This window comes from Streptomyces sp. NPDC005303, from assembly GCF_040607335.1.
Lineage (GTDB): Bacteria > Actinomycetota > Actinomycetes > Streptomycetales > Streptomycetaceae > Streptomyces.
The window spans coordinates 238,840-264,102 of record NZ_JBEXGM010000001.1 but is presented as its reverse complement, the minus strand read 5'-3'; the positions used below and the strand labels follow the sequence as shown (position 1 = coordinate 264,102).

The following is a 25,263-nucleotide window of genomic DNA, read 5'->3' as shown; positions in this document are numbered from 1 at the left end:
GACCAGACAAGAACATTCGGGACGGCCTGGGCGGACAGTTGGCCGAAGCCTCGAAAAGACGTCCCACAGAGTTCGCCGACTCTTCACCCGCCCCGCATGCAACCCCGCGCGCAAGGCGAAGGGGCCCGTACGACCGAAGTCGTACGGGCCCCTTCAGAGACCTACGGGTCTCGGAGACCTGTCAGGTCAAGATCAGGCGGTGATCTTGGTGACCTGGCCGGCGCCGACCGTCCGGCCACCCTCACGGATGGCGAACTTCAGGCCCTCTTCCATGGCGACGGGCTGGATGAGCTCCACCTTCATCTCGGTGTTGTCACCCGGCATGACCATCTCGGTGCCCTCGGGGAGGGTCACCACGCCGGTCACGTCCGTCGTCCGGAAGTAGAACTGCGGACGGTAGTTGTTGAAGAACGGCGTGTGGCGGCCACCCTCGTCCTTGGACAGGATGTAGGCCTGGGCCTCGAACTGGGTGTGCGGCGTGACCGAACCCGGCTTGATGATGACCTGGCCGCGCTCGACGTCCTCGCGCTTGATGCCGCGGAGGAGCAGACCGACGTTCTCACCGGCCTGGCCCTCGTCGAGCAGCTTGCGGAACATCTCGATGCCGGTGACCGTGGTGGTGGTCTTCTCGGTCTTGATGCCGATGATGTCGACGGTCTCGTTGACCTTGAGGACACCACGCTCGATACGACCGGTGACGACGGTGCCACGACCGGTGATCGTGAAGACGTCCTCGATCGGCATCAGGAACGGCTTGTCGACGTCACGCTCGGGCTGCGGGATCGACTCGTCGACGGCCTTCATCAGGTCGAGGACGGTCTGGCCCCACTCCTTGTCGCCCTCAAGGGCCTTGAGCGCCGAGACCTTGACGACCGGAAGGTCGTCGCCCGGGAACTCGTACTCGGAGAGCAGCTCGCGAACCTCGAGCTCGACGAGCTCCAGGATCTCCTCGTCGTCCACCATGTCGGCCTTGTTCAGGGCGACGACGATGTAGGGGACGCCGACCTGGCGGGCCAGGAGCACGTGCTCCTTGGTCTGCGGCATCGGGCCGTCGGTGGCGGCGACCACGAGGATGGCGCCGTCCATCTGCGCCGCACCCGTGATCATGTTCTTGATGTAGTCCGCGTGACCGGGGCAGTCGACGTGGGCGTAGTGACGCGTCTCGGTCTGGTACTCGACGTGCGCGATCGAGATGGTGATACCGCGCTGGCGCTCCTCGGGAGCCTTGTCGATCTGGTCGAAGGCCGAGGCCTCGTTCAGGTCCGGGTACGCGTCGTGCAGCACCTTGGTAATGGCGGCCGTAAGGGTCGTCTTACCGTGGTCGATGTGACCGATGGTGCCGATGTTGACGTGGGGCTTAGTCCGCTCGAACTTCGCCTTCGCCACGGGGTCCTCCTGTGGAGTGGTTCTGAACGCCTTGCTTCATCGGCGCCAGGTGATCTTTGCTGGAAAGCCTCGGCCCGGGGGCACTCTCCCACAAACGCGGGTGAATGCCCCTCCGGGCTCCGGAGTCAAGCCTAAAGCGTGCGAACGCGGTGCGTTACTCGCCCTTGGCCTTCGCGATGATCTCCTCGGCGACGTTCCGCGGAACCTCGGCGTAGGAGTCGAACTGCATCGAGTAGCTTGCGCGACCCGACGTCTTGCTGCGGAGGTCTCCGACGTAGCCGAACATCTCCGAGAGGGGCACGAGGCCCTTCACGACGCGGGCACCGGCCCGCTCCTCCATGGCCTGGATCTGACCACGGCGGGAGTTGATGTCGCCGATGACCTCACCCATGTAGTCCTCGGGCGTGGTGACCTCAACGGCCATCATCGGCTCGAGCAGCACGGGGCTTGCCTTGCGCGCGGCCTCCTTGAAGGCCTGCGAGCCGGCGATCTTGAACGCGAGCTCGGAGGAGTCGACCTCGTGGTAGGCACCGTCGAGAAGCGTGACGCGAACGCCCGTCATCTCGTACCCGGCGAGGATGCCGAACTGCATGGCCTCCTGCGCACCGGCGTCCACCGAAGGGATGTACTCCTTCGGGATACGGCCACCGGTCACCTTGTTCACGAACTCGTACGAGGCGTCGCCGCTCTCGATCGGCTCGATCGCGATCTGCACCTTGGCGAACTGGCCGGTTCCACCAGTCTGCTTCTTGTGCGTGTAGTCGACGCGCTCGACGGCCTTGCGGATCGTCTCACGGTAGGCGACCTGCGGCTTGCCGACGTTGGCCTCGACCTTGAACTCACGGCGCATACGGTCGACCAGCACCTCGAGGTGCAGCTCGCCCATACCACCGATGATGGTCTGGCCGGTCTCCTCGTCCGAGTGGACCTGGAAGGAGGGGTCCTCCTCCGCGAGACGCTGGATGGCGACACCCAGCTTCTCCTGGTCACCCTTGGACTTGGGCTCGATGGCGACCTGGATCACCGGCGCCGGGAAGTCCATGGACTCCAGGATGACCGGGTTCTTGTCGTCGCTCAGCGTCTCACCGGTGGTGGTCTGCTTGAGGCCCATGACGGCGACGATGTCGCCGGCGCCCACCGACTCGATCTCCTCACGCTTGTTCGCGTGCATGCGGTAGATCTTGCCGATGCGCTCCTTCTTGCCCTTGACGGAGTTCAGCACCGCGGAGCCGGACTCCAGGCGACCGGAGTAGATCCGGACGAAGGTGAGCTTGCCCAGGTGCGGGTCGCTCATGATCTTGAACGCCAGCGCGGACAGCGGCTCGTCGTCGGACGGCTTGCGCTTGACAACGACCTCGGGGTCCTTGACGTCGTGGCCCTCGATGGCCTCGACGTCGAGCGGGGTCGGCAGGTAGCGCACGACCGCGTCGAGCAGGGGCTGGACGCCCTTGTTCTTGAACGCGGTCCCGCAGAACACCGGGGTGACGGTGACGCCGTCGGACTTGCCGGACGCGATGGTGATACGACGGATCGCGGCGTACAGCTGCTCCTCGGTGGGCTCCTGGCCCTCCAGGAACAGCTCCATGATCTCGTCGTCGTTCTCCGCGACGGCCTCGACCAGCTTGCCGCGGTACTCCTCGGCAGCCTCGGTGTGCGTGGCCGGGATGTCGACGACGTCGTACATCTCGCCCTTCGCCGCCTCGGCGGACCACACGAGCGCCTTCATGCGGACCAGGTCCACTACGCCCTTGAAGTCCATCTCGGCGCCGATCGGCAGCTGCATGACGAGCGGGACGGCGCCCAGACGGTCCGAGATCATGTCCACACAGCGGTGGAACTCGGCGCCGGTACGGTCCAGCTTGTTCACGAAGCAGATGCGCGGCACGCCGTAACGGTCGGCCTGACGCCACACCGTCTCGGACTGCGGCTCGACACCCGCGACACCGTCGAACACCGTGACGGCACCGTCGAGGACGCGGAGCGAACGCTCCACCTCGACCGTGAAGTCGACGTGCCCGGGGGTGTCGATGATGTTGATCGTGTAGTCGTCGTCCTCGAGCGGCCAGTGACAGGTGGTGGCAGCAGAGGTGATCGTGATGCCACGCTCCTGCTCCTGCTCCATCCAGTCCATGGTGGCGGCGCCGTCGTGGACCTCACCGATCTTGTAGCTGACGCCGGTGTAGAAGAGGATCCGCTCGGTGGTGGTCGTCTTGCCCGCGTCGATGTGGGCCATGATCCCGATGTTGCGGACCTTGGCCAGGTCAAGTGAAGTGGTAGCCATAAGGCTTCAGTCTTCTCTCGGTCTCGATGGGGTCTGCGACTACCAGCGGTAGTGCGCGAAGGCCTTGTTGGACTCGGCCATCTTGTGGGTGTCCTCGCGCTTCTTGACGGCCGCACCGAGGCCGTTCGAAGCGTCGAGAAGCTCGTTGAGCAGACGCTCGGTCATGGTCTTCTCGCGACGGGCGCGGGAGTAACCGACCAGCCAGCGCAGCGCCAGCGTGTTGGCGCGGCCGGGCTTGACCTCGACCGGCACCTGGTAGGTGGCGCCACCGACACGGCGGGACTTGACCTCAAGCGTGGGCTTGATGTTCTCCAGCGCGCGCTTCAGCGTGATGACCGGGTCGTTGCTGGTCTTCTCGCGCAGGCCCTCCATGGCGCCGTACACGATGCGCTCGGCGGTGGAGCGCTTGCCGTTCAGCAGCACCTTGTTGATCAGGGAGGTGACAAGAGGAGAGCCGTAGACCGGGTCGATGATGACCGGGCGCTTCGGGGCGGGGCCCTTACGAGGCATTCTTACTTCTCCTTCTTGGCGCCGTAGCGGCTGCGGGCCTGCTTGCGGTTCTTGACACCCTGGGTGTCGAGCGAACCACGGATGATCTTGTAGCGAACACCGGGCAGGTCCTTCACACGGCCGCCGCGCACGAGCACGATGGAGTGCTCCTGCAGGTTGTGTCCCTCACCCGGAATGTAAGCAGTGACCTCGATCCCGCTGGTCAGACGCACACGCGCGACCTTACGCAGGGCCGAGTTCGGCTTCTTCGGGGTGGTCGTGAACACACGCGTGCAGACGCCACGGCGCTGGGGCGAACCCTCGAGCGCGGGCGTCTTGTTCTTCTCGACCTTGTCCTGCCGGCCCTTCCGGACCAGCTGCTGGATCGTAGGCACTACTTCTCCGGTTTCTGTGTGCCGAATGGTGAAGCTAACCTGAAACACTCGCCGACCCACGCGGTCGGGTGTGTCGAATCCGGCGGACTCCCGCCGCGAGGCGAAAAGGGCGCAGATTACGGTGGCCGCTCACGGCCCCCCTAGTGCGGTTCAAGGCACGCACGGGAGCCAGGGCACACCCCAGGCACAAGGTCTGAGCGTACCCAGCTCATTCGCTGCGGTCAAAACAGATGGACGGCGACACCATCGCGGAGGGGGCGATGTCAAGCCCCAACGCCGTGGACGATCTTCGATTTCACATGCCGCACACACGCGCGAAGCGTCTTCCCGCGCCGCTCACCCGGAGGCGAGACCCACCGCGATCAGCAGCGTCATCACCACCGACCACGCGGCGATCGACAGCCAGCCGAACACCAGCCCGGTCAGCGCGAGCCCGTCGCCGCCCTCTCCCGTCCGCTCCATCTCCGCCCGCGCCGCGTGCCCGAGGATCACCGCCGGAATCCCGGTGAACCCGAAGGTCGGCACACACAGCAGCCCGCACACGGCGGCTCCGACCGCCTTTCCGTTCGCCCGCGGCCGCGGGGCGGGCAGGAACGTCCGCGGTACGGCGGTGAGGGGCGCCGGCTGCGGCACCGGCCCGAGCGGCAGATCGGCGACGAGCAGCGCCAGCTCCCCCACGGTACGTGCGCCGTACGCCCGCTCCACCCGCTTGTCGAACTCCCCCTTCTCCAGCCGCCCCTCCCCGTACCCGGCCCGCAGCACATCTACGGCCCGCTCTCGGTCGGCGTGGGAGGCGAGCATGGCGGAGGCACCGGGGTGGGCGACGGGCTGCGGGGCGGCGTATCCGGGCCAGGGCCGGGCGACGGGGGCGCTCGCGCCGGACCAGGACCCCGCTGCCGGGCCGTCCATGCCCGGCCCTGACGGCGACTCGTCCTTGTCCTGCCACGCTTGCCACGACGGTTGCGACACAGGAGCACCCCCTGGGCAGTCGAATGCCTCCATGATGCTCCAACGCTGCGATACCGGGACAGGTTCCCGCATCCCCGACCGGAAACGCCCGCCTGGCCCAGCGCCGGCCCACCCACCGCCACCCGGCGACGGCGTGTCGGCCACGGCGGCCGGTTGGCGGGCGCCCGCTGTCGGGCCGACCGCCTCTGGATGCCGTAGGAGCCTCCCTGAGGGCATGCGGGCGTGAGGGGGAGGCCCAGACCCGCCTTACCCCTCGGGGCGCCGGAGAACCACACGCGAGCACGCCGAAGGGCGGCCACCCAAAAGGTGACCGCCCTCCGACTCGAGCTACGTGCTTACTGGTTGTACGGCCCGTAGTCGTAGTCCTCCAGCGGAACAGCCTGGCCGGACCCCGTGCCGAACGGCGAGTAGTCGATGTCGTCGTAGCCGACGGCCGAGTACATCGCGGCCTTGGCCTCCTCGGTCGGCTCCACCCGGATGTTGCGGTAGCGGGACAGGCCCGTACCGGCCGGGATGAGCTTACCGATGATGACGTTCTCCTTGAGGCCGATGAGGCTGTCGGACTTGGCGTTGATCGCCGCGTCCGTCAGGACTCGGGTCGTCTCCTGGAAGGAGGCGGCCGACAGCCAGGATTCCGTCGCCAGCGAGGCCTTGGTGATACCCATCAGCTGCGGACGACCGGAGGCCGGGTGACCGCCCTCCTGGACCACACGACGGTTCTCGGTCTCGAACTTCGAGCGCTCGACCAGCTCGCCGGGCAGCAGCTCGGCGTCGCCGGACTCGATGATCGTCACTCGGCGCAGCATCTGCCGGATGATGATCTCGATGTGCTTGTCGTGGATCGACACACCCTGCGAGTTGTAGACCTTCTGGACCTCGCCGACCAGGTGGACCTGGACGGCACGCTGGCCCAGGATGCGCAGCACGTCGTGCGGGTTGGTGGCACCCACGGTGAGCTTCTGGCCCACCTCGACGTGCTCGCCCTCGCTGACCAGGAGACGGGCGCGCTTCGAGATCGGGAACGCCGTCTCGTCGCTGCCGTCGTCCGGCGTGATGACGATCTTCTTGGTCTTCTCGGTCTCCTCGATCCGCACGCGGCCCTGGGCCTCGGAGATCGGGGCGACACCCTTCGGGGTACGGGCCTCGAAGAGCTCGACGACACGCGGCAGACCCTGGGTGATGTCGTCACCGGCCACACCACCGGTGTGGAAGGTACGCATCGTCAGCTGGGTACCGGGCTCACCGATGGACTGGGCGGCGATGATGCCGACCGCCTCACCGATGTCGACCAGCTTGCCGGTGGCCAGCGAGCGGCCGTAGCACATGGCGCAGGTGCCGACGGCGGACTCGCAGGTCAGGACCGAGCGGGTCTTGACCTGGGAGACACCGTGCTTGACGAGCTCGTCGATGAGGACGTCGCCGAGGTCGGTGTTGGCCGGGGCCAGCACCTTGCCGTCGACGGTGATGTCCTCGGCCAGCGCACGTGCGTACACGCTGGTCTCGACGTCGTCCGCCTTGCGCAGCACGCCGTCCGCGCCGACCTCCGCGATGTTGAGCTTGAGGCCACGGTCGGTGCCGCAGTCCTCCTCGCGGATGATGACGTCCTGGGAGACGTCCACCAGACGACGGGTCAGGTAACCCGAGTCGGCGGTACGCAGGGCGGTGTCCGCCAGACCCTTACGGGCACCGTGCGTGGAGATGAAGTACTCCAGCACGGACAGGCCCTCACGGAAGGACGCCTTGATCGGACGCGGGATGGTCTCGTTCTTCGCGTTCGACACCAGACCACGCATACCGGCGATCTGCCGCATCTGCATCATGTTTCCTCGGGCACCCGAGTCAACCATCATGAAGATGGGGTTCGTCTTGGGGAAGTTCGCGTTCATCGCCTCGGCAACCTCGTTGGTCGCCTTGGTCCAGATCGCGATGAGCTCCTGAGTGCGCTCTTCCTTGGTGATCAGACCGCGCTCGTACTGCTTCTGGACCTTCTCGTCCTGCGCCTCGTAACCCTTGACGATCTCCTTCTTCGCCTCGGGAACGACGACGTCGGAGATGGCCACGGTGACACCGGAACGGGTCGCCCAGTAGAAGCCCGCCGCCTTCAGGTTGTCGAGCGTCGCCGCCACGATGACCTTGGGGTAGCGCTCGGCCAGGTCGTTGACGATCTCGGAGAGCTGCTTCTTGCCCACCGAGTAGTCGACGAACGGGTAGTCCTCGGGCAGCAGCTCGTTGAAGAGCGCGCGGCCCAGGGTGGTACGCAGGCGGAAGGTGTCCCCCTGCTGCCACTCCGGCTCGCCCTCCTCCTGCGCAGGCGGCGTCCAGCCACGCGGCGGGATGGTACCCACCGGGAAGCGGATGTCGATCTGCGACTGGAGCGCCAGCTCGCCGGCGTCGAACGCCATGATCGCCTCGGCCGTGGAGCCGAACGCGCGGCCCTCGCCCTTGGTGTCACGCAGTTCACCGTCGGTGGTGAGGAAGAACAGACCGAGGACCATGTCCTGGGTCGGCATCGTCACCGGACGGCCGTCGGCGGGCTTGAGGATGTTGTTCGAGGACAGCATCAGGATGCGGGCCTCGGCCTGCGCCTCCGCGGAGAGCGGCAGGTGGACGGCCATCTGGTCACCGTCGAAGTCCGCGTTGAACGCGGTGCAGACGAGCGGGTGGATCTGGATGGCCTTGCCCTCGACCAGCTGCGGCTCGAAGGCCTGGATGCCGAGGCGGTGCAGGGTGGGAGCACGGTTCAGCAGCACCGGGTGCTCGGCGATGACCTCTTCGAGGACGTCGTACACGACCGTGCGGCCGCGCTCCACCATGCGCTTGGCGCTCTTGATGTTCTGCGCGTGGTTCAGGTCGACCAGGCGCTTCATCACGAACGGCTTGAACAGCTCCAGCGCCATCGCCTTCGGCAGACCGCACTGGTGCAGCTTCAGCTGCGGACCGACGACGATCACGGAACGCGCGGAGTAGTCCACACGCTTGCCGAGCAGGTTCTGACGGAATCGACCCTGCTTGCCCTTCAGCATGTCGCTGAGGGACTTCAGCGGGCGGTTACCGGGACCGGTGACCGGGCGACCACGACGACCGTTGTCGAAGAGGGCGTCAACAGCCTCCTGAAGCATGCGCTTCTCGTTGTTGACGATGATCTCGGGCGCGCCGAGGTCGAGAAGCCTCTTCAGACGGTTGTTGCGGTTGATCACACGGCGGTACAGGTCGTTCAGGTCGGAGGTCGCGAAGCGGCCACCGTCCAGCTGCACCATCGGGCGAAGGTCCGGCGGGATGACCGGGACGCAGTCGAGAACCATGCCCTTGGGGCTGTTGGAGGTCTGCAGGAAGGCAGACACGACCTTCAGCCGCTTCAGCGCACGGGTCTTCTTCTGACCCTTGCCGGTGCGGATGATCTCGCGGAGACGCTCGGCCTCCTCGTCGAGGTCGAAGGACTCCAGGCGCTTCTGCAGCGCCGCGGCACCCATCGAACCGTCGAAGTACGTGCCGAAGCGGTCACGCAGCTCGCGGTAGAGGAGCTCGTCGCCCTCGAGGTCCTGGACCTTGAGGTTCTTGAAGCGGGTCCACACCTCGTCGAGACGGTCGATCTCGCGCTGCGCACGGTCGCGCAGCTGCTTCATCTCACGCTCGGCACCCTCGCGCACCTTGCGGCGCACGTCGGCCTTGGCACCCTCGGCCTCCAGCTCGGCCAGGTCGCTTTCCAGCTTCTTGGCGCGGGCCTCGAGGTCGGCGTCACGACGGTTCTCGACCTGCTGACGCTCCACGGAGACGTGCGCCTCCAGGGAGGGCAGGTCACGCGTGCGGCGCTCCTCGTCGACGTACGTGATCATGTACGCCGCGAAGTAGATGACCTTCTCGAGGTCCTTGGGCGCCAGGTCGAGCAGGTAGCCCAGACGCGACGGGACACCCTTGAAGTACCAGATGTGCGTGACGGGGGCGGCCAGTTCGATGTGGCCCATCCGCTCACGGCGCACCTTGGCGCGAGTGACCTCGACGCCGCAGCGCTCACAGATGATGCCCTTGAACCGGACACGCTTGTACTTGCCGCAGTAGCACTCCCAGTCCCGGGTCGGACCGAAGATCTTCTCGCAGAAGAGTCCGTCCTTTTCCGGCTTGAGCGTGCGGTAGTTGATCGTCTCGGGCTTCTTGACCTCGCCGTGGCTCCACTGACGGATGTCGTCGGCGGTGGCCAGGCCGATCCGGAGCTCATCGAAGAAGTTGACGTCGAGCACTATGCGTCAATCCCTCTCAGGGTTGTAAGTCTTGGGGTCTGAAACGGGGGTCCTGGGGCCGGCCGGAGGTTCCTCACCGGTACCTCCGACCGGACTCCCGTCAGACCTCTTCGACGCTGCTCGGCTCGCGCCGGGACAGGTCGATGCCGAGCTCTTCCGCCGCGCGGAAGACGTCCTCGTCGGTGTCGCGCATCTCGATGGACATGCCGTCCGAGGACAGCACCTCCACGTTGAGGCACAGGGACTGCATCTCCTTGATGAGCACCTTGAAGGACTCGGGGATGCCGGGCTCGGGGATGTTCTCGCCCTTGACGATGGCCTCGTAGACCTTCACGCGGCCGGTGACGTCGTCGGACTTGATGGTCAGCAGCTCCTGGAGGGCGTACGCGGCGCCGTATGCCTCCAGCGCCCACACCTCCATCTCACCGAAGCGCTGGCCACCGAACTGGGCCTTACCACCCAGCGGCTGCTGGGTGATCATCGAGTACGGACCGGTCGAACGGGCGTGGAGCTTGTCGTCGACCAGGTGGTGGAGCTTGAGGATGTACATGTAGCCGACCGAGATCGGCTCCGGGAACGGCTCGCCGGAGCGGCCGTCGAACATCCTCGCCTTACCGGTGGGCTGCACCATGCGCTCACCGTCGCGGTTCGGGATGGTGTGCTGCAGCAGACCCGCGAGCTCGTCCTCACGCGCACCGTCGAAGACGGGGGTGGCGACGTTGGTGCCCGGGTCGACCTGGTCGGCACCGATGACCTGCAGGCGCTTCGCCCAGTCCTCGCCGAGGCCGGAGACGTCCCAGCCGCGGCTGGCGAGCCAGCCGAGGTGGATCTCCAGGACCTGTCCCGGGTTCATTCGGGACGGCACGCCCAGCGGGTTGAGGATGATGTCGACCGGGGTCCCGTCCTCGAGGAACGGCATGTCCTCGATGGGCAGGATCTTGGAGATGACACCCTTGTTGCCGTGCCGGCCGGCGAGCTTGTCACCGTCCGTGATCTTGCGCTTCTGCGCCACGTAGACCCGAACCAGCTGGTTCACGCCCGGCGGCAGCTCGTCGCCCTCTTCACGGTCGAAGACGCGGACGCCGATGACCTTGCCGATCTCGCCGTGCGGCACCTTCAGCGAGGTGTCACGGACCTCACGGGCCTTCTCACCGAAGATCGCACGGAGCAGGCGCTCCTCCGGCGTCAGCTCGGTCTCACCCTTGGGCGTGACCTTGCCGACGAGGATGTCACCGGCGACGACCTCGGCACCGATACGGATGATGCCGCGCTCGTCGAGGTCGGCGAGGACCTCCTCGGAGACGTTCGGGATGTCCCGGGTGATCTCCTCGGGGCCGAGCTTGGTGTCACGGGCGTCGACCTCGTGCTCCTCGATGTGGATCGAGGAGAGGACGTCGTCCTGCACGAGGCGCTGCGACAGGATGATCGCGTCCTCGTAGTTGTGACCCTCCCACGGCATGAACGCCACGAGCAGGTTCTTGCCCAGCGCCATCTCGCCGTTCTCGGTGGCCGGACCGTCGGCCAGGACCTGGCCCTCGATGATCCGGTCGCCCTCGTTGACGATGACCTTCTGGTTGACCGAGGTGCCCTGGTTGGAGCGGGCGAACTTGGCCAGGCGGTACGTGATGTACGTGCCGTCGTCGTTGGCGGTGGTGATGTAGTCCGCGGAGACCTCCTGGACCACACCCGCCTTCTCGGCCTTGACCACGTCACCGGCATCGACGGCGGAGCGGTACTCCATGCCGGTGCCGACGAGCGGGGCCTCGCTCTTGATGAGGGGCACGGCCTGACGCATCATGTTCGCGCCCATGAGGGCGCGGTTGGCGTCGTCGTGCTCGAGGAACGGGATCATGGCGGTCGCGACCGACACCATCTGGCGCGGCGAGACGTCCATGTAGTCGACGTCGTCACCGGGGACGTAGTCGACCTCGCCGCCACGACGGCGGACCAGGACCCGGGACTCCTCGAACCGCATGTCCTCGCTGAGCGTGGCGTTGGCCTGCGCGATGACGAAGCGGTCCTCCTCGTCGGCCGTCAGGTAGTCGACCTCGTCGGTGACCTGGCCCTCGACGACCTTGCGGTACGGCGTCTCCACGAAACCGAACGCGTTGACGCGGCCGTAGGAGGCGAGCGAACCGATCAGACCGATGTTCGGGCCTTCGGGCGTCTCGATCGGGCACATGCGTCCGTAGTGGGACGGGTGCACGTCACGGACCTCGAAGCCGGCCCGCTCACGGGAGAGACCACCCGGGCCAAGAGCCGACAGACGGCGCTTGTGGGTGAGACCCGACAGCGGGTTGTTCTGGTCCATGAACTGCGACAGCTGGCTGGTGCCGAAGAACTCCTTGATGGAGGCGACGACCGGCCGGATGTTGATCAGGGTCTGCGGCGTGATCGCCTCGACGTCCTGGGTCGTCATGCGCTCACGGACGACGCGCTCCATACGAGCCAGACCCGTGCGGACCTGGTTCTGGATGAGCTCGCCGACGCTGCGCAGACGACGGTTGCCGAAGTGGTCGATGTCGTCGGTCTCGACGACGATGTTCGTGCCGCTGTCGCCGACCGTCTCGGTCTCGCCCGCGTGCAGCTTCACCAGGTACTTGATCGTCGAGATGATGTCCTCGACGGTCAGGATGCCCGCGTCGAGCGGAGCCTCCGCACCCAGCTTCTTGTTGACCTTGTAGCGGCCGACCTTGGCGAGGTCGTAACGCTTCGGGTTGAAGTACAGGTTCTCAAGAAGCGTCTGCGCGGCCTCACGCGTGGGGGGCTCGCCCGGACGCAGCTTGCGGTAGATGTCGAGCAGCGCGTCGTCCTGGCCCTGGGTGTGGTCCTTCTCCAGGGTGGCGCGCATCGACTCGTACTCGCCGAACTCCTCGAGGATCTGCTCGGTGGTCCAGCCGAGAGCCTTCAGGAGAACGGTGACGGACTGCTTGCGCTTGCGGTCGATGCGGACACCGACCATGTCGCGCTTGTCGATCTCCATCTCCAGCCAGGCACCCCGGGACGGGATGATCTTGGCGGAGAAGATGTCCTTGTCGGACGTCTTGTCGATGGAGGAGTCGAAGTAGACACCCGGCGAGCGGACCAGCTGCGACACCACGACACGCTCGGTGCCGTTGATGACGAAGGTGCCCTTGTGGGTCATGAGCGGGAAGTCGCCCATGAAGACCGTCTGGGACTTGATCTCGCCGGTCTCGTTGTTGGTGAACTCGGCCGTCACGAAGAGCGGGGCCGCGTAGGTGAAGTCGCGGTCCTTGCACTCGTCGATGCTGTTCTTCGGCGGCTCGAAACGGTGGTCGCGGAACGTCAGCGACATCGACCCGGAGAAGTCCTCGATCGGGGAGATCTCCTCGAAGATCTCCTCCAGACCGGACTTGGTGGGGACGTCCTGACCAGACTCCAGAGCCTCCTCGACCCGACTCTGCCAGGCGGTGTTCCCGAGCAGCCAGTCAAAGCTCTCGGTCTGCAGCGCGAGCAGGTTGGGAACCTCGAGAGGCTCCTTGATCTTTGCAAAAGAGATGCGCAGCGGGGCGGTGCTGGCGGCGTTGTTCGTATTCGCGGTCGAGGCAGTGCGCGAGGCGGCCAAGAGGGGGTCCTTCCGAGGGCTCGGACTCACTACGCGCTCCCCGGGCCCTCTCCGCGGCACAGAGACAGGTCTCTCCGATGTGGCCAAAAGGCCAGCTCGGAGATGGTCCGGTCGTCGATGCTGAGGCGAGGGCAGACCCCTGGTGACGGGCAGGGGACAGCTAACAGGCAGCGCAAAGGGTCAGTGTAGCCACTTGGCGCACTGATGTCCAGCCCTGCTTTTCTGCCCAGTCTTCAAAAACTCTCGCTGCCCTCAACGTCCTCGGCATGCTGCCCTCAACGCACGTTGATACTGCCCTCTTCGTCGCCGATCCATGCCTCGGATTCGGACCGTTCTGGCGACGCGTCCTGAGAATTGCGCGCTGCGTGCGGTTCGTCAAGGCCCCCCTGCCCGAACCATGGGTTCCGGGAGACACGACGAAGATCACCATACCCCTCGCCCTCAAGGCCGCACGGTAACCGTGACCGCGCCTCCAGGAACGACGAAGAGCGACCACCCGGATGGATGATCGCTCTTCGGTGCTTGCGCGTTACAGGCCGATCGAAAAGGCCTGTGAGGTGTTACTTGACCTCGACGGAGGCGCCGGCGCCCTTGAGGGACTCGGCGGCCTTCTCGGCGGCGTCCTTGGCGACCTTCTCGAGAACGGGCTTCGGGGCGCCGTCCACGAGGTCCTTGGCCTCCTTCAGACCCAGGGAGGTCAGCTCACGCACGACCTTGATGACCTGGATCTTCTTGTCGCCGGCACCGGTGAGGATGACGTCGAACTCGTCCTTCTCCTCCTCGACCGGGGCGGCCGGGCCACCCTGGGCCGGGCCCGCGACGGCGACGGCCGCGGCGGCGGTGACGTCGAACTTCTCCTCGAAGGCCTTCACGAACTCGGAGAGCTCGATGAGGGTCATCTCCTCGAACTGCGCGAGCAGGTCTTCCTGGCTGAGCTTCGCCATGAGGGGCGATCCTTCCACTAATTCGGCTGGTGCCGATGTACATGTCTGGCGGGCGTACGTTCGGCCCGCTACGACCGCTTCCTGGGGCGGACTGCCTCAGGCGGCGGTCATGATGCGAGCCGAGTTACTCGGCACCGCCCTGCTCGTCCTGCTTGGCACGAAGCGCGTCCACGGTGCGGACGAGCTTCGACGGAAGCGCCTGGAAGACCTGAGCAGCCTGAGTCTGCTTGCCCTTGAAGGCACCCGCCAGCTTGGCGAGCAGAACCTCGCGGGACTCGAGGTCCGCAAGCTTCTTGATCTCGTCGGCGGACAGCGCCTTGCCGTCAAGGACACCGCCCTTGATGACGAGGTTCGGGTTGTCCTTGGCGAAGTCACGAAGACCCTTCGCCGACGTCACCGGGTCACCGGTGATGAAGGCAACCGCCGTCGGACCGTTGAACAGGTCGTCGAGCGTCGAGATCCCGGCCTCGTTGGCCGCGATCTTGGTCAGCGTGTTCTTCACCACGGCGTACTGGGCGTCTTCACCGAGCGAACGACGCAGCGTCTTGAGCTGCGCCACGGTGAGACCCCGGTACTCGGTCAGCACGGCGGCGTTCGAGCTGCGGAACTGCTCCGTCAGCTCGGCTACCGCGGCAGCCTTGTCGGGCCTTGCCATAGAGCGTCGGCCTCCTTCCGGGTGATGAGGACCGCTCAGAAGGGGCTGCACAAAACGAAACGCCCCGGCGCAGGCGCACGGGGCGTAGCTCGACCGCAATCACCTGCACAAGGCACGTGTTCCGGGAGCATATCCACAGTCACCTGCGCGGGTCGTCCGCAGTTTTCAGCGGATCCTTCGGCCACCGCCCCCTCTTGCGAGGACACGGCAACGACCAGCGGTCTTTGGCTTCTGTAGGAGCGTACGTGACCGGATCCCTGTCAAGCAAATCCGGCCCTACGGCGCTCAGCTGCTCTGGAGCTCCTTCATCATCTCGGCCAGGTCAGCGGTCTCCCCGGCGGGCGGCGCCGTGACGGTCACCGGCTTGTTGTAGTCGAGGAAGGTGAAGGTCATGTCGAACTTGCCCTTGTCGGCGTCGCCCTGCATGCGGAACTGCTTGGCGTGCTCCTCGCCGTCGACCCACATGTCCATCGTGAACTTGTCCAGGCCCAGCTTCTCGAGCTGCTCGGTGCTCTTCTCGCGCTGCTCACGGACCGACTTGTCGGCGTCCTTGAAGGATGCCTTGAGCTCGGCCAGGGTGACGTCGCCCGAGTAGTGGGTGGTCTTGACGCCGTCGACGGTCTCGGTGCCGACCTTCTTCACGTTCTTGGCGCCGTTGAGGAAGGAGGACATGGAGGCCGGGTTCTGGTCGGCCTGGCCGGCGCCGGGCGCGGTGGCCCCGAGGTCCCCGTCCTTGCCGAGCGAGGACAGGTCGAACTTCATCCACTTCTTGCCGTCCATCTCCTTGGCCATGTCGGCGTTGCCCCCGATGTACATGGCCTTGTCGACGAGCCGGATCTCCGCGGAACCCTCGCCGTCCGCGGTCATCTTCATGCTCATCGCGATGTCGGGCTTGGTCCGCATGGCGGCCTCGGCCTTGACCTGCCCCTGGCCGGGCATCTCGCCCTTCATGCGGTAGTGGAAGGAGGTGATCTCCTCGGTGTTCTTCGCCGCCTTGGCGATAGCCGCCGCGGGCGTCATCTTCGGCGACTCCTCGCCCCCCTTGGAACAGCTCACCGCACCCGCGGCGAGGGCCACGGCGGCGAGGCCGGCGCCGATGGCCCGGCGGTGCGCGGAACGTCGTACAGAAATAGCCATTAGATTCCCCCCAAGGAACACATGGTCGATTCACAGCAAGACCGCGAGCTTATCCGAGCGGGGCGCGAGGGGGCCGTGAATTCCCCGCGGCTCAGGTGGGGTTGGTGCTCGACCGTGACAGGAGGTTCTTGAAGTCCTCGGTGTCGGCGGCCGGCGGCCTCCGTACGGCGACCTTGACGCCGTAGTCGCTGTAGTGGGCGGTCTGGGTCACCCTGCCGCTCGCCGTGGTGGTCCGCTCGACCTTCTTGACCAGCAGGTTCTTCTCGTTGATCCAGATGTCGACGGTCTCGGCGGTGACGTCGGCGTCCTGGAGGCGCCGGCGGAGTCCAGCGTCGGTGACGTCCTCGACATCCACGGTGCCGGCGTAGTGCGTGGTGCTCCGGCCGTCCACGGTCTCCCGGCCGAGCTCACGCACGTCGTCGGAGTCCAGCAGCAGCCGCACCGACTGGCCGGGGGTGGTGGAGCGCATCTGGTCGGCGAGGGCGGCGCCCCCGCCGAGGGCCTTCAGGTCGTCGTAGGCGTACCTGAGCCAGTGCTTGCCGCCCGTCTTCGCGGCGAAGGTGTCGCCCATGCGCGCGTAGTAGGCGTCGGAGAGGTAGCGGGCCCGCATGGAGGTGACGCCGAGGCCGCGCATCGCCTCGGCCGCGGTGCCGCCGGTGTAGGTGATGGTGAGGGCGCCGGAGAGGCCGTCGCGCCAGGCGAGGGCGCCGTCCGCGGTGAGGGACAGCTGGGTGCCCATCACGGTGGTGGATCTCACCCGGGCGGTGCCGGCCCGCTCGGTGGAGCGCTCGGCGGTGCGCAGGGCCGTGAGGGAGACGCGGGCCGAGGCCGGCTGTTTCTCCTGCTCCGGCCGGTCGGAGGAGCCGGAGGACGTACAGGCGGCGAGTCCCGCCAGTGCGGCGGCCGTGGTGAGCCAGACCGTCGTCCTCTTCATGCGTCCCCCTGGTGCAAGTGCCCTGCTCGCACGCTAACTCAGCGCACAGTCCCCGCACATGGGAACGGGCCCCGCACCTCGAAAGGTGCGGGGCCCGGGAACCTGCCGGTGTCTCAGACCGCGGCCGGGTCCTCCTCGACGAGGAGGTTGCGGGTGCGGTTGGAGTCGAGCGGAATGCCGGGGCCCATCGTGGTGCTGATGGCGGCCTTCTTGATGTAGCGACCCTTGGCGGCGGACGGCTTCAGACGGAGGATCTCCTCCAGCGCCGCGCCGTAGTTCTCCACCAGCTTGGTGTCGTCGAACGACGTCTTGCCGATGATGAAGTGCAGGTTCGAGTGCTTGTCGACGCGGAACTCGATCTTGCCGCCCTTGATGTCGTTGACAGCCTTGGTGACATCGGGGGTGACGGTGCCGGTCTTGGGGTTCGGCATGAGACCACGCGGACCGAGCACGCGGCCGAGGCGGCCGACCTTGCCCATGAGGTCCGGGGTGGCGACGACGGCGTCGAAGTCCAGACGGCCCTTCGACACCTCGTCGATGAGCTCGTCGGCGCCGACGATGTCGGCGCCCGCGGCACGAGCGGCCTCGGCACGGTCACCGGTCGCGAAGACCAGGACCCGGGCGGTCTTACCGGTGCCGTGCGGGAGGTTCACGGTGCCACGGACCATCTGGTCGGCCTTGCGCGGGTCTACACCCAGACGGAAGGCGACCTCGACGGTGCCGTCGAACTTCGACGTGGAGGTCTCCTTGGCGAGACGGACGGCCTCGAGCGGGGCGTACAGCTTCTCCCGGTCGATCTTCTCGTCCGCAGCGCGAAGGGCCTTGCTGCGCTTGCTCACAACTGCTCCTGTGTGTTCTGAAAGGAGTCGTGGTACGGGCCGAGCAGGCCCTGCCACTTCTGCTTGTGGTGTACGGGGGTTGGGGCTCAGCCCTCGACCGTGATGCCCATGGAACGGGCGGTGCCGGCGATGATCTTCGACGCGGCGTCCAGGTCGTTGGCGTTCAGGTCGGGGAGCTTGGTCGTGGCGATCTCGCGGACCTGCGCCTGGGTGATCTTCGCGACCTTGGTCTTGTGCGGCTCGCCCGAGCCCTTCTCGACACCCGCGGCCTTGAGGATCATCTTCGCGGCCGGCGGCGTCTTGGTGACGAAGGTGAAGGAGCGGTCCTCGTAGACCGTGATCTCCACCGGGATCACCCAGCCACGCTGCGACTCGGTCGCGGCGTTGTAGGCCTTGCAGAACTCCATGATGTTGACGCCGTGCTGACCGAGCGCGGGGCCGACCGGCGGAGCCGGGTTCGCCGCGCCGGCGTTGATCTGGAGCTTGATGAGCCCCGTGACCTTCTTCTTCTTGGGAGGCATAGCTCTCCGGGTCCTTTCGATTCGGGTCCTGCCTGCCTACGGGGACCACCCGAACGCAGGCATACCGCACAACGATAGCGGGTATAGATGCGCGGCCAAAAACCGAGCAGGTCAGACGAGCTGTGACAGCCCGCCTGACCTGGTCGGAAGCTCTGTCCGGAAGACGTCAGTTCTTCTGGATCTGGTCGAAGCTCAGCTCGACCGGGGTCTCGCGGCCGAAGATCTCGACGAGGCCCTTGACCTTCTTGGAGTCGGCGTTGATCTCGTTGATCGTGGCCTGCAGCGTGGCGAACGGGCCGTCGGTGACGGTGACCGAGTCGCCGACCTCGAAGTCCAGGACCTGGACCTCGACCTTGCGGGCCGGAACCGGCTTGCCCTCGGCCTCGGCGGCCTCGCGGGCGGCCTTCTCCTCGGCCTCCGGGGCGAGCATCTTGACGATCTCGTCCAGGGTCAGCGGATACGGGTCGTAGGCGTTGCCCACGAAGCCGGTGACGCCGGGGGTGTTGCGGACGACGCCCCAGGACTCGTTCGTCAGGTCCATGCGGACGAGAACGTAGCCGGGAAGCTTGTTCTGGCGGATCGTCTTGCGGTCGCCGTTCTTGATCTGGACGACCTCTTCCTGCGGCACCTCGGCCTGGAAGATGTAGTCCTCGACGTTCAGCGAGACGGCGCGCTGCTCGAGGTTGGTCTTCACGCGGTTCTCGTAACCGGCGTAGGTGTGGATGACATACCACTCGCCGGGAAGGGTCCGCAGTTCCTCGCGCAGGGCGGCGACGGGATCGACCGGCTCGGCCGGCTCCTCCTCGGCTTCCGCCTCTTCCTCGTCCTCGACGGCCTCGACGTCGCCGCCGGACTCGACCTCGTCCTCGGTGTGCAGCGCGGCTTCCTCGGCGGGCTCGCCCGCCTCGGCGTCGGCAGCCTCGACCTCGTCCAGGTCCTCGTCCGCGCCCTCGACGATGTCGAGCTCGTCGTCGACAGACTCGTCGGGCTCGATGGCGTCGTTCAGGTTCTGGTCAGACACGGTGGCTGCTTCTTCCTGGATACAAGGGGTGGAACATGCGAAAAGGGGCGCCGGTAACCGCGGCGCCCTTCGCTCTGTGCTCAGCCGAATACGTACTTGGCGGCGTGGTTGAGTCCATAGTCAATCACGGTCACCAGGCCGATCATGACGAGGACGAAGACGATCACCACGGTCGTGTACGTCGTCAGCTGGTTCCGCGACGGCCAGACGACCTTGCGGAGCTCTGCGACGATCTGCCGGTAGAAGAGCGCGAGACGCTTCAGCGGGCCCTTCTTGGCACGCTTACCGCCCTTACGGGTCTTCTTGGACTCCGGCGCCTCATCCTGGGCATCAGGCGTATCAATGGAGCCCACGGCGTCCGCCATTCGTCCTCACCTGTTCCCGGGTCGTGGCCGTGCCGCGCCCGGTTGGAGCCGCACGGCGGTGCATTGCTGTACGTACATGCGCACACATCCTGGCGACGGTGTGTGTAGCAGGGCCGGAGGGACTTGAACCCCCAACCGCCGGTTTTGGAGACCGGTGCTCTACCAATTGAGCTACGACCCTTTGTGCGTCCCCCAACGTACCGCATCCGACCGGGTGCTCGGTGTGCACCGGCTGGGCGGGCTGCTGAAGGCCAACGAGGTGAGAGTGTACGTGGTCCGCGGCCCCTCGTCGAACAGAAAGCGCCCGTACGGGTCTTGGAGACGGAAGATCGCCCAGCGTGCGGAACGAATCCGGACGGTTGTTCAGCCGTTGTTCAGTCTGTGAAACCCGTGTGCCGGGGGAGTTTCCGGTCTGGAACGATGGGTCCCATGAGCGCTGCAATCCCTCCCACCGAGCGCCGGGTCTCCGCCCGAGTCGGCGCGATCTCCGAGTCCGCCACCCTCGCCGTGGACGCCAAGGCCAAGGCCCTCAAGGCCGCGGGGCGGCCGGTGATCGGCTTCGGCGCCGGTGAACCGGACTTCCCGACCCCGGACTACATCGTCCAGGCCGCGATCGAGGCCTGCTCGAACCCGAAGTACCACCGCTACACCCCGGCCGGCGGTCTGCCCGAGCTGAAGGCCGCGATCGCCGCGAAGACGCTGCGCGACTCCGGCTACGAGGTCGACCCGTCCCAGATCCTGGTGACCAACGGCGGCAAGCAGGCGATCTACGAGGCCTTCGCCGCGATCCTCGACCCGGGCGACGAGGTCATCGTCCCGGCGCCGTACTGGACGACCTACCCGGAGTCGATCCGGCTGGCCGGCGGTGTCCCGGTGGAGGTGGTCGCCGACGAGACGACCGGCTACCGGGTCTCCGTCGAGCAGCTGGAGGCGGCCCGCACCGAGAAGACGAAGGTCGTCCTCTTCGTCTCCCCCTCCAACCCGACCGGCGCCGTCTACAGCCAGGCCGACGCCGAGGCGATCGGCCGCTGGGCCGTCGACCACGGCCTGTGGGTGCTGACGGACGAGATCTACGAGCACCTCGTCTACGGCGACGCGAAGTTCACCTCGCTGCCCGCGCTCCTGCCCGAGCTGCGCGACAAGTGCGTCGTCGTCAACGGTGTGGCGAAGACGTACGCCATGACGGGCTGGCGGGTGGGCTGGATCATCGGCCCGAAGGACGTCGTCAAGGCCGCGACCAACCTCCAGTCGCACGCCACGTCCAACGTGTCGAACGTCGCCCAGGTCGCCGCCCTCGCCGCGGTCTCCGGCAACCTCGACGCGGTGGCGGAGATGCGCACGGCCTTCGACCGCCGGCGCAAGACGATCGTCCGCATGCTCAACGAGATCGAGGGCGTGCTCTGCCCGGAGCCCGAGGGCGCCTTCTACGCCTACCCCTCGGTCAAGGCCCTGCTCGGCAAGGAGATCCGCGGCAAGCGCCCGCAGGACACGGTCGAGCTGGCCGCGCTGATCCTGGAGGAGGCCGAGGTCGCGGTCGTCCCGGGCGAGGCCTTCGGCACGCCGGGCTATCTGCGGCTGTCCTACGCGCTGGGTGACGAGGATCTCGTCGAGGGTGTCTCGCGGATCCAGAAGCTGCTGGCGGAGGCCCGCGACTGAGGTCGCCGTGGGAAAGGGGCACCTCCTCACGTGAGGAGGTGCCCCTTTTTTTGTGCGAGCAAGACCACTAAAGGGGAAAGCGGTACCGGGACGGCGGTGGCGTACGGCAGGATCCTGGGATGGAGCGTGTACGTGATGTCTCTGATCTGCCGAAAGCCCATCTGCACCTGCACTTCACCGGCTCGATGCGGCCGGGGACGGTTCTGGAACTGGCCGACAAGTACGGCGTGCGACTGCCCGAGGCGCTGGTCGACGCGCTGACCAGCGGGGAGCCGCCCAAGCTGCGGGCGACGGACGAGCGGGGCTGGTTCCGGTTCCAGCGGCTGTACGACGCGGCCCGCTCGTGCCTCAGGGAGCCCGAGGACATCCGGCGGCTGGTGCGCGAGGCCGCCGAGGAGGACGTCCGCGACGGCTCGGGGTGGCTGGAGATCCAGGTCGACCCGACGTCGTACGCGCCCCGGCTCGGCGGGCTGATCCCGGCGCTGGAGATCATCCTGGACGCGGTGGAGACGACCTCGCGCGAGACCGGGCTCGGGATGCGGGTGCTGGTCGCCGCTAACCGCATGAAGCATCCCCTGGACGCGCGCACGCTGGCCCGGCTGGCGGTGCGCTACGCGGACAAGGGAGTGGTCGGCTTCGGGCTCTCGAACGACGAACGCCGGGGCATGGCACGGGACTTCGACCGGGCCTTCCACATCGCGCGCGAGGGCGGGCTGCTGTCGGCACCGCACGGCGGCGAGCTGGCCGGTCCGTCGTCGGTACGGGACTGCCTCGACGACCTGGAGGCGAACCGGATCGGGCACGGGGTGCGCGCGGCGGACGACCCCCGGCTGCTGAAGCGGCTGGCGGACCGGCAGGTGACGTGCGAGGTGTGCCCGGCGTCGAACGTGGCTCTCGGGGTGTACGAGAAGCCCGAGGACGTGCCGCTGCGCAAGCTGTTCGAGGCCGGCGTGCCGATGGCGCTGGGCGCGGACGACCCGCTGCTGTTCGGCTCCCGGCTGGCCGCGCAGTACGAGTTCGCGCGACGGTGGCACGGCTTCTCGGACGCGGAACTGGCGGAACTGGCCCGGCAGTCGGTACGGGCCTCGGCGGCGCCGGAGGACGTGAAGACCAAGCTGCTGTCGGGGGTGGACGACTGGCTCAGCGGCCCGGTCTCTTGAAGCAGACCAGGACCTTGGGACACGACGCGGTGTTCCATGAGGGCCGGTGCGGTCACGCCGATTCCCCCGCTGCCGAGATTCCGCCCAGGAGGGTCCGGGCCAGCCGGGCGGCGAACTCCTCCACCGGCGGCCGTACGCCGTCCTGTGTGGCGTCGTAGGCGAACGCCCGTTGCGCGCAGGCGCCCAGGAGCAGGGAGGCCGCGGCGAAGGTGTCGGCGGTGGGGGCGACCCGGCCTATGGCCTGCTCGGCCCGGAGGTAGGCGTCGAGCCACTCGATCGGCTTGTGCGGGCCGGACTCCATCTCGCGCATCGCGTCGTCGTGGCGCCGCTTGAGCTGGGTCTCGGCGTACAGCGAGGCGGCGATCGGAAAGCTCTGCTCGTAGAAGAGGGCGGCCTGGCGGGCGATCTCGGTGAGGTTCTCCTCCAGGGTGTGGCGGCCCGGCTCGGCGGCAAGGGCGTGCAGCAGGGGGGCCAGCTTCGGGAGGCGTTCCGCGAGGACACGGATGAACACCTCCTCCTTGCTGGCGAAGTACTTGTACAGCGCCGCCTCGGAGCAGCCTGCCGCCTTCGCGATCTCCTTGGTCGTGGCACGCGCCAGCCCCACGGTGAGCATCAGCTCATGGGCGGCGTCGAGGATGCGCACGCGGGCCGGGCCGGGCTTGGGCTCCATGTTGTTCGGTCCCCTTGGATCGGGTGGCGGGCTTGACGGGTGGGTGAGTACTTACCCACTCTAGAGGGAGGCAGAGGTGAGTGAATACTCACCCACCTCCTTCGAGTACGGGAGTACCCATGAAACTCACGGTTTTCGGTGCCACCGGGGGCATAGGGCGCGAGCTGGTCGGACAGGGCCTGGCGGCGGGCCATGAGGTCACGGCGGTCGTACGGGATCCTGCCCGGCTGACCGTCACGGGCGCACGGCTGGAGGTGGTCCGTGCGGACCTCACCGACCCGGAGGTGCTGCGGCCCGCCGTGGCCGGGAGGGACGCGGTGCTGTCCGGGCTCGGGCCGCGCGCCCGCAAGGACGCCGGGGTCGCGGCGCGGCTGACCCGCGTCGTGCTGGCCGCGATGGAGGCGGAGCAGGTCCGACGGGTGCTGGCGGTCAGCGCGGGGCCGGTCGGGCCGGCGCCGGTGGCCGAGGGGGCGGTGGACCGGTGGATGCGGGGTCTCGTGTCCGCCGTGCTCAAGGACGTCTACGCCGACCTGAGCGAGATGGAGGCGGAGCTGGCGGCGAGCGGTACGGACTGGACGGTCGTGCGCCCTCCGCGTCTTCAGGACAAGCCAGTGACCGGGGTGTATCGCGTGGTGGCCGGGGGGTTCCCGGCTCGGGGGCGGTTCATCTCGCGGGCGGATGTGGCGCACGCGATGCTGGGGATGGTCGGGGATGCCGGGGTGGTGAAGCAGGGGGTTGGGCTGGCGTACTGACGGTGTTGACGGGCGGGCGCTCTCGGACCTGTCGGCTACAGGCTGACGCCCACCGTCACCGGCTCGTTGACGAGCGTGATCCCGAAGGTGTCGCGTACGCCCGCCACGACTTCCCGGGCCAGCGCGAGGAGGTCCTCGGTGGTGGCGTCACCCCGGTTGGTGAGGGCCAGGGTGTGCTTGGTGGAGATGCGGGCGGGGCCGGTGCCGTACCCCTTGGTGAAGCCGGCCTTGTCGATGAGCCAGGCCGCGGAGGTCTTGGTGCGGCCGTCGCCCGCGGGGTAGGCGGGGGGTACGGCGTCCTCGCCGAGGTGGTGCTTCACGCGCGCGTGGAACTCCGCGAACTGGGTGGCCGTGAGGATGGGGTTGGTGAAGAAGGAGCCTGCCGACCAGGTGTCATGGTCGGCAGGGTCAAGGACCATGCCCTTTCCGGCGCGCAGCTTCAGGACGGTCTCGCGGGCGTCGGTGAGGGGGACGCGGTCGCCGGGTTCCACGCCCAGGGTGCGGGCGGTCTCGGCGTACTTGATCGGCGCGGAGAGGCCGCCGGCGTCCTCCAGGGCGAAGCGGACGCGCAGGACGACGTAGCGGGCGGGGTCTTCCTTGAAGCGGCTGTGGCGGTAGGAGAAGGCGCAGTCGTCGTTGGTGAGGGTGACGGTCTCGCCGCTGCGGCGGTCGTAGGCGATGACCTCGGTGATGGTGGAGGACACCTCCTGGCCGTACGCCCCGACGTTCTGGATGGGGGTCGCGCCCGCGGAGCCGGGGATGCCGGCGAGGCACTCGATCCCGGCGAGTCCGGCGTCCACCGTGCGGGCGACGGCGTCCGTCCATACTTCGCCGGCGGCGAGGGTGAGGTGGGCGCCGGTGAGCTCGAAGCCCTTGGTGGCGATGACGAGCGCGGTGCCGTCGAAGCCCTTGTCGCCGATGACGAGGTTGGACCCACCGCCGATGACGAGGAGAGGCGTGCCGGTGGCGTCGGCCTCGCGGACGACCTCGATCACCTCGGCGTCGGTCACCGCGGTGACGAGCCGGGTGGCGGGCCCGCCGAGGCGGAAGGTGGTCAGGGGGGCGAGGGGGGCGTCGTGTCGTACCTGCACGCGGTACAGCGTACGGGGGATGGCGTGTGCGGCTGGGTGGGGGCGGGCGTTTTGCGCAGTTCCCCGCGCCCCTGGATGCCTGCGGCGCAGCTGCTCCTCCGGTGGGGGCTCGTGTAGCGCATGCGGTTCGGTGGTGGGGTCGGGGCCGGGGTGGGGGGTATCCGTCCTCGGTCCGGC

At 67.4% G+C, this 25,263-nt stretch carries 20 protein-coding genes and 1 tRNA gene; 3 read left to right on the top strand and 18 right to left on the bottom strand.

Translation table 11 applies throughout. From position 1 onward, the window contains the following. Positions 1-192: 192 nt before the first annotated feature. The 16 genes from tuf to ABZT93_RS01175 all read right to left on the bottom strand — a co-directional run bounded on the left by tuf (position 193) and on the right by ABZT93_RS01175 (position 19,938). Positions 193-1,386, bottom strand: a complete 1,194-nt coding sequence (gene tuf / locus ABZT93_RS01250) for an elongation factor Tu (protein WP_164423757.1) — start codon at positions 1,384-1,386, stop codon at positions 193-195. Between the two features lie 154 nt (positions 1,387-1,540). Further along, positions 1,541-3,667, bottom strand: a complete 2,127-nt coding sequence (fusA, locus tag ABZT93_RS01245) for an elongation factor G (RefSeq protein WP_020118526.1) — start codon at positions 3,665-3,667, stop codon at positions 1,541-1,543. A 39-nt stretch (positions 3,668-3,706) separates the two neighbouring features. After that, positions 3,707-4,177: a 30S ribosomal protein S7 gene (gene rpsG / locus ABZT93_RS01240; RefSeq protein ID WP_007384059.1), complete on the bottom strand. Its 471-nt coding sequence runs from the start codon at positions 4,175-4,177 to the stop codon at positions 3,707-3,709. A gap of 2 nt (positions 4,178-4,179) precedes the next feature. Beyond that, positions 4,180-4,551, bottom strand: a complete 372-nt coding sequence (rpsL, locus tag ABZT93_RS01235) for a 30S ribosomal protein S12 (protein ID WP_003948652.1) — start codon at positions 4,549-4,551, stop codon at positions 4,180-4,182. A gap of 336 nt (positions 4,552-4,887) precedes the next feature. Beyond that, a complete protein-coding gene (locus ABZT93_RS01230) occupies positions 4,888-5,352 on the bottom strand; it encodes a DUF1707 and DUF4190 domain-containing protein (RefSeq protein WP_356098391.1) in 465 nt (154 codons plus the stop codon). Positions 5,353-5,855: 503 nt separating this feature from the next. Then, a complete protein-coding gene (locus tag ABZT93_RS01225; RefSeq protein ID WP_356097133.1) occupies positions 5,856-9,755 on the bottom strand; it encodes a DNA-directed RNA polymerase subunit beta' in 3,900 nt (1,299 codons plus the stop codon). Between the two features lie 100 nt (positions 9,756-9,855). Then, the gene (rpoB, locus tag ABZT93_RS01220; RefSeq protein ID WP_356097130.1) at positions 9,856-13,341 is read right to left on the bottom strand and encodes a DNA-directed RNA polymerase subunit beta; all 3,486 of its coding nucleotides are present in this window, start codon (positions 13,339-13,341) and stop codon (positions 9,856-9,858) included. 560 nt (positions 13,342-13,901) lie between these two features. Continuing rightward, entirely contained in the window at positions 13,902-14,285 is a 384-nt protein-coding gene (gene rplL / locus ABZT93_RS01215) for a 50S ribosomal protein L7/L12 (RefSeq protein ID WP_030039747.1), read from the bottom strand. Positions 14,286-14,409: 124 nt separating this feature from the next. Further along, the gene (gene rplJ / locus ABZT93_RS01210) at positions 14,410-14,940 is read right to left on the bottom strand and encodes a 50S ribosomal protein L10 (RefSeq protein ID WP_007384048.1); all 531 of its coding nucleotides are present in this window, start codon (positions 14,938-14,940) and stop codon (positions 14,410-14,412) included. Positions 14,941-15,225: 285 nt separating this feature from the next. Further along, a complete protein-coding gene (locus tag ABZT93_RS01205) occupies positions 15,226-16,077 on the bottom strand; it encodes an LppX_LprAFG lipoprotein (RefSeq protein ID WP_356097126.1) in 852 nt (283 codons plus the stop codon). A 91-nt stretch (positions 16,078-16,168) separates the two neighbouring features. Beyond that, positions 16,169-17,011: a hypothetical protein gene (locus ABZT93_RS01200; protein ID WP_356097123.1), complete on the bottom strand. Its 843-nt coding sequence runs from the start codon at positions 17,009-17,011 to the stop codon at positions 16,169-16,171. A gap of 113 nt (positions 17,012-17,124) precedes the next feature. Next, on the bottom strand, positions 17,125-17,850 hold the full coding sequence (gene rplA / locus ABZT93_RS01195) for a 50S ribosomal protein L1 (protein WP_007384045.1): 726 nt from the start codon (positions 17,848-17,850) through the stop codon (positions 17,125-17,127). An 86-nt stretch (positions 17,851-17,936) separates the two neighbouring features. Next, positions 17,937-18,371, bottom strand: a complete 435-nt coding sequence (gene rplK, locus ABZT93_RS01190; RefSeq protein WP_019072313.1) for a 50S ribosomal protein L11 — start codon at positions 18,369-18,371, stop codon at positions 17,937-17,939. A 166-nt stretch (positions 18,372-18,537) separates the two neighbouring features. Continuing rightward, positions 18,538-19,392, bottom strand: a complete 855-nt coding sequence (gene nusG / locus ABZT93_RS01185; protein ID WP_356097120.1) for a transcription termination/antitermination protein NusG — start codon at positions 19,390-19,392, stop codon at positions 18,538-18,540. A gap of 80 nt (positions 19,393-19,472) precedes the next feature. Next, a complete protein-coding gene (secE, locus tag ABZT93_RS01180) occupies positions 19,473-19,757 on the bottom strand; it encodes a preprotein translocase subunit SecE (RefSeq protein WP_057607929.1) in 285 nt (94 codons plus the stop codon). A gap of 108 nt (positions 19,758-19,865) precedes the next feature. Then, positions 19,866-19,938: transfer RNA gene (locus ABZT93_RS01175), tRNA-Trp, on the bottom strand. A 248-nt stretch (positions 19,939-20,186) separates the two neighbouring features. On the opposite strand from ABZT93_RS01175, the gene ABZT93_RS01170 reads away from it, so the two are divergent. Further along, on the top strand, positions 20,187-21,413 hold the full coding sequence (locus tag ABZT93_RS01170; RefSeq protein ID WP_356097117.1) for a pyridoxal phosphate-dependent aminotransferase: 1,227 nt from the start codon (positions 20,187-20,189) through the stop codon (positions 21,411-21,413). A gap of 119 nt (positions 21,414-21,532) precedes the next feature. Continuing rightward, positions 21,533-22,573 (top strand): adenosine deaminase, encoded by a 1,041-nt coding sequence (locus tag ABZT93_RS01165; RefSeq protein ID WP_356097114.1) that lies wholly within the window; start codon positions 21,533-21,535, stop codon positions 22,571-22,573. 52 nt (positions 22,574-22,625) lie between these two features. Here ABZT93_RS01165 and ABZT93_RS01160 read toward each other — a convergent pair whose 3' ends face one another. After that, positions 22,626-23,243: a helix-turn-helix domain-containing protein gene (locus tag ABZT93_RS01160; RefSeq protein ID WP_356097111.1), complete on the bottom strand. Its 618-nt coding sequence runs from the start codon at positions 23,241-23,243 to the stop codon at positions 22,626-22,628. Positions 23,244-23,362: 119 nt separating this feature from the next. Here ABZT93_RS01160 and ABZT93_RS01155 point away from each other — a divergent pair, with 119 nt between their 5' ends. After that, positions 23,363-23,995: an NAD(P)H-binding protein gene (locus ABZT93_RS01155; RefSeq protein WP_356097108.1), complete on the top strand. Its 633-nt coding sequence runs from the start codon at positions 23,363-23,365 to the stop codon at positions 23,993-23,995. 35 nt (positions 23,996-24,030) lie between these two features. Here the strand turns inward: ABZT93_RS01155 and ABZT93_RS01150 are convergent, their stop codons facing one another. Next, complete coding sequence (locus ABZT93_RS01150; RefSeq protein WP_356097105.1) at positions 24,031-25,086, bottom strand: UDP-N-acetylmuramate dehydrogenase; 1,056 nt, start codon at positions 25,084-25,086, stop codon at positions 24,031-24,033. Between the last annotated feature and the right edge of the window lie 177 nt (positions 25,087-25,263).

Coding starts and splice junctions, on each gene's coding strand:
- fusA (WP_020118526.1), bottom strand. CDS start 3,667: ATGGCTACCACTTCACTTGACCTGGCCAAGGTCCGCAACATCGGGATC.
- rpsG (WP_007384059.1), bottom strand. CDS start 4,177: ATGCCTCGTAAGGGCCCCGCCCCGAAGCGCCCGGTCATCATCGACCCG.
- ABZT93_RS01230 (WP_356098391.1), bottom strand. CDS start 5,352: ATGCTCGCCTCCCACGCCGACCGAGAGCGGGCCGTAGATGTGCTGCGG.
- rplL (WP_030039747.1), bottom strand. CDS start 14,285: ATGGCGAAGCTCAGCCAGGAAGACCTGCTCGCGCAGTTCGAGGAGATG.
- rplJ (WP_007384048.1), bottom strand. CDS start 14,940: ATGGCAAGGCCCGACAAGGCTGCCGCGGTAGCCGAGCTGACGGAGCAG.
- ABZT93_RS01205 (WP_356097126.1), bottom strand. CDS start 16,077: ATGGCTATTTCTGTACGACGTTCCGCGCACCGCCGGGCCATCGGCGCC.
- ABZT93_RS01200 (WP_356097123.1), bottom strand. CDS start 17,011: ATGAAGAGGACGACGGTCTGGCTCACCACGGCCGCCGCACTGGCGGGA.
- rplK (WP_019072313.1), bottom strand. CDS start 18,371: ATGCCTCCCAAGAAGAAGAAGGTCACGGGGCTCATCAAGCTCCAGATC.
- secE (WP_057607929.1), bottom strand. CDS start 19,757: ATGGCGGACGCCGTGGGCTCCATTGATACGCCTGATGCCCAGGATGAG.
- ABZT93_RS01170 (WP_356097117.1), top strand. CDS start 20,187: ATGAGCGCTGCAATCCCTCCCACCGAGCGCCGGGTCTCCGCCCGAGTC.
- ABZT93_RS01165 (WP_356097114.1), top strand. CDS start 21,533: ATGGAGCGTGTACGTGATGTCTCTGATCTGCCGAAAGCCCATCTGCAC.
- ABZT93_RS01160 (WP_356097111.1), bottom strand. CDS start 23,243: ATGGAGCCCAAGCCCGGCCCGGCCCGCGTGCGCATCCTCGACGCCGCC.
- ABZT93_RS01155 (WP_356097108.1), top strand. CDS start 23,363: ATGAAACTCACGGTTTTCGGTGCCACCGGGGGCATAGGGCGCGAGCTG.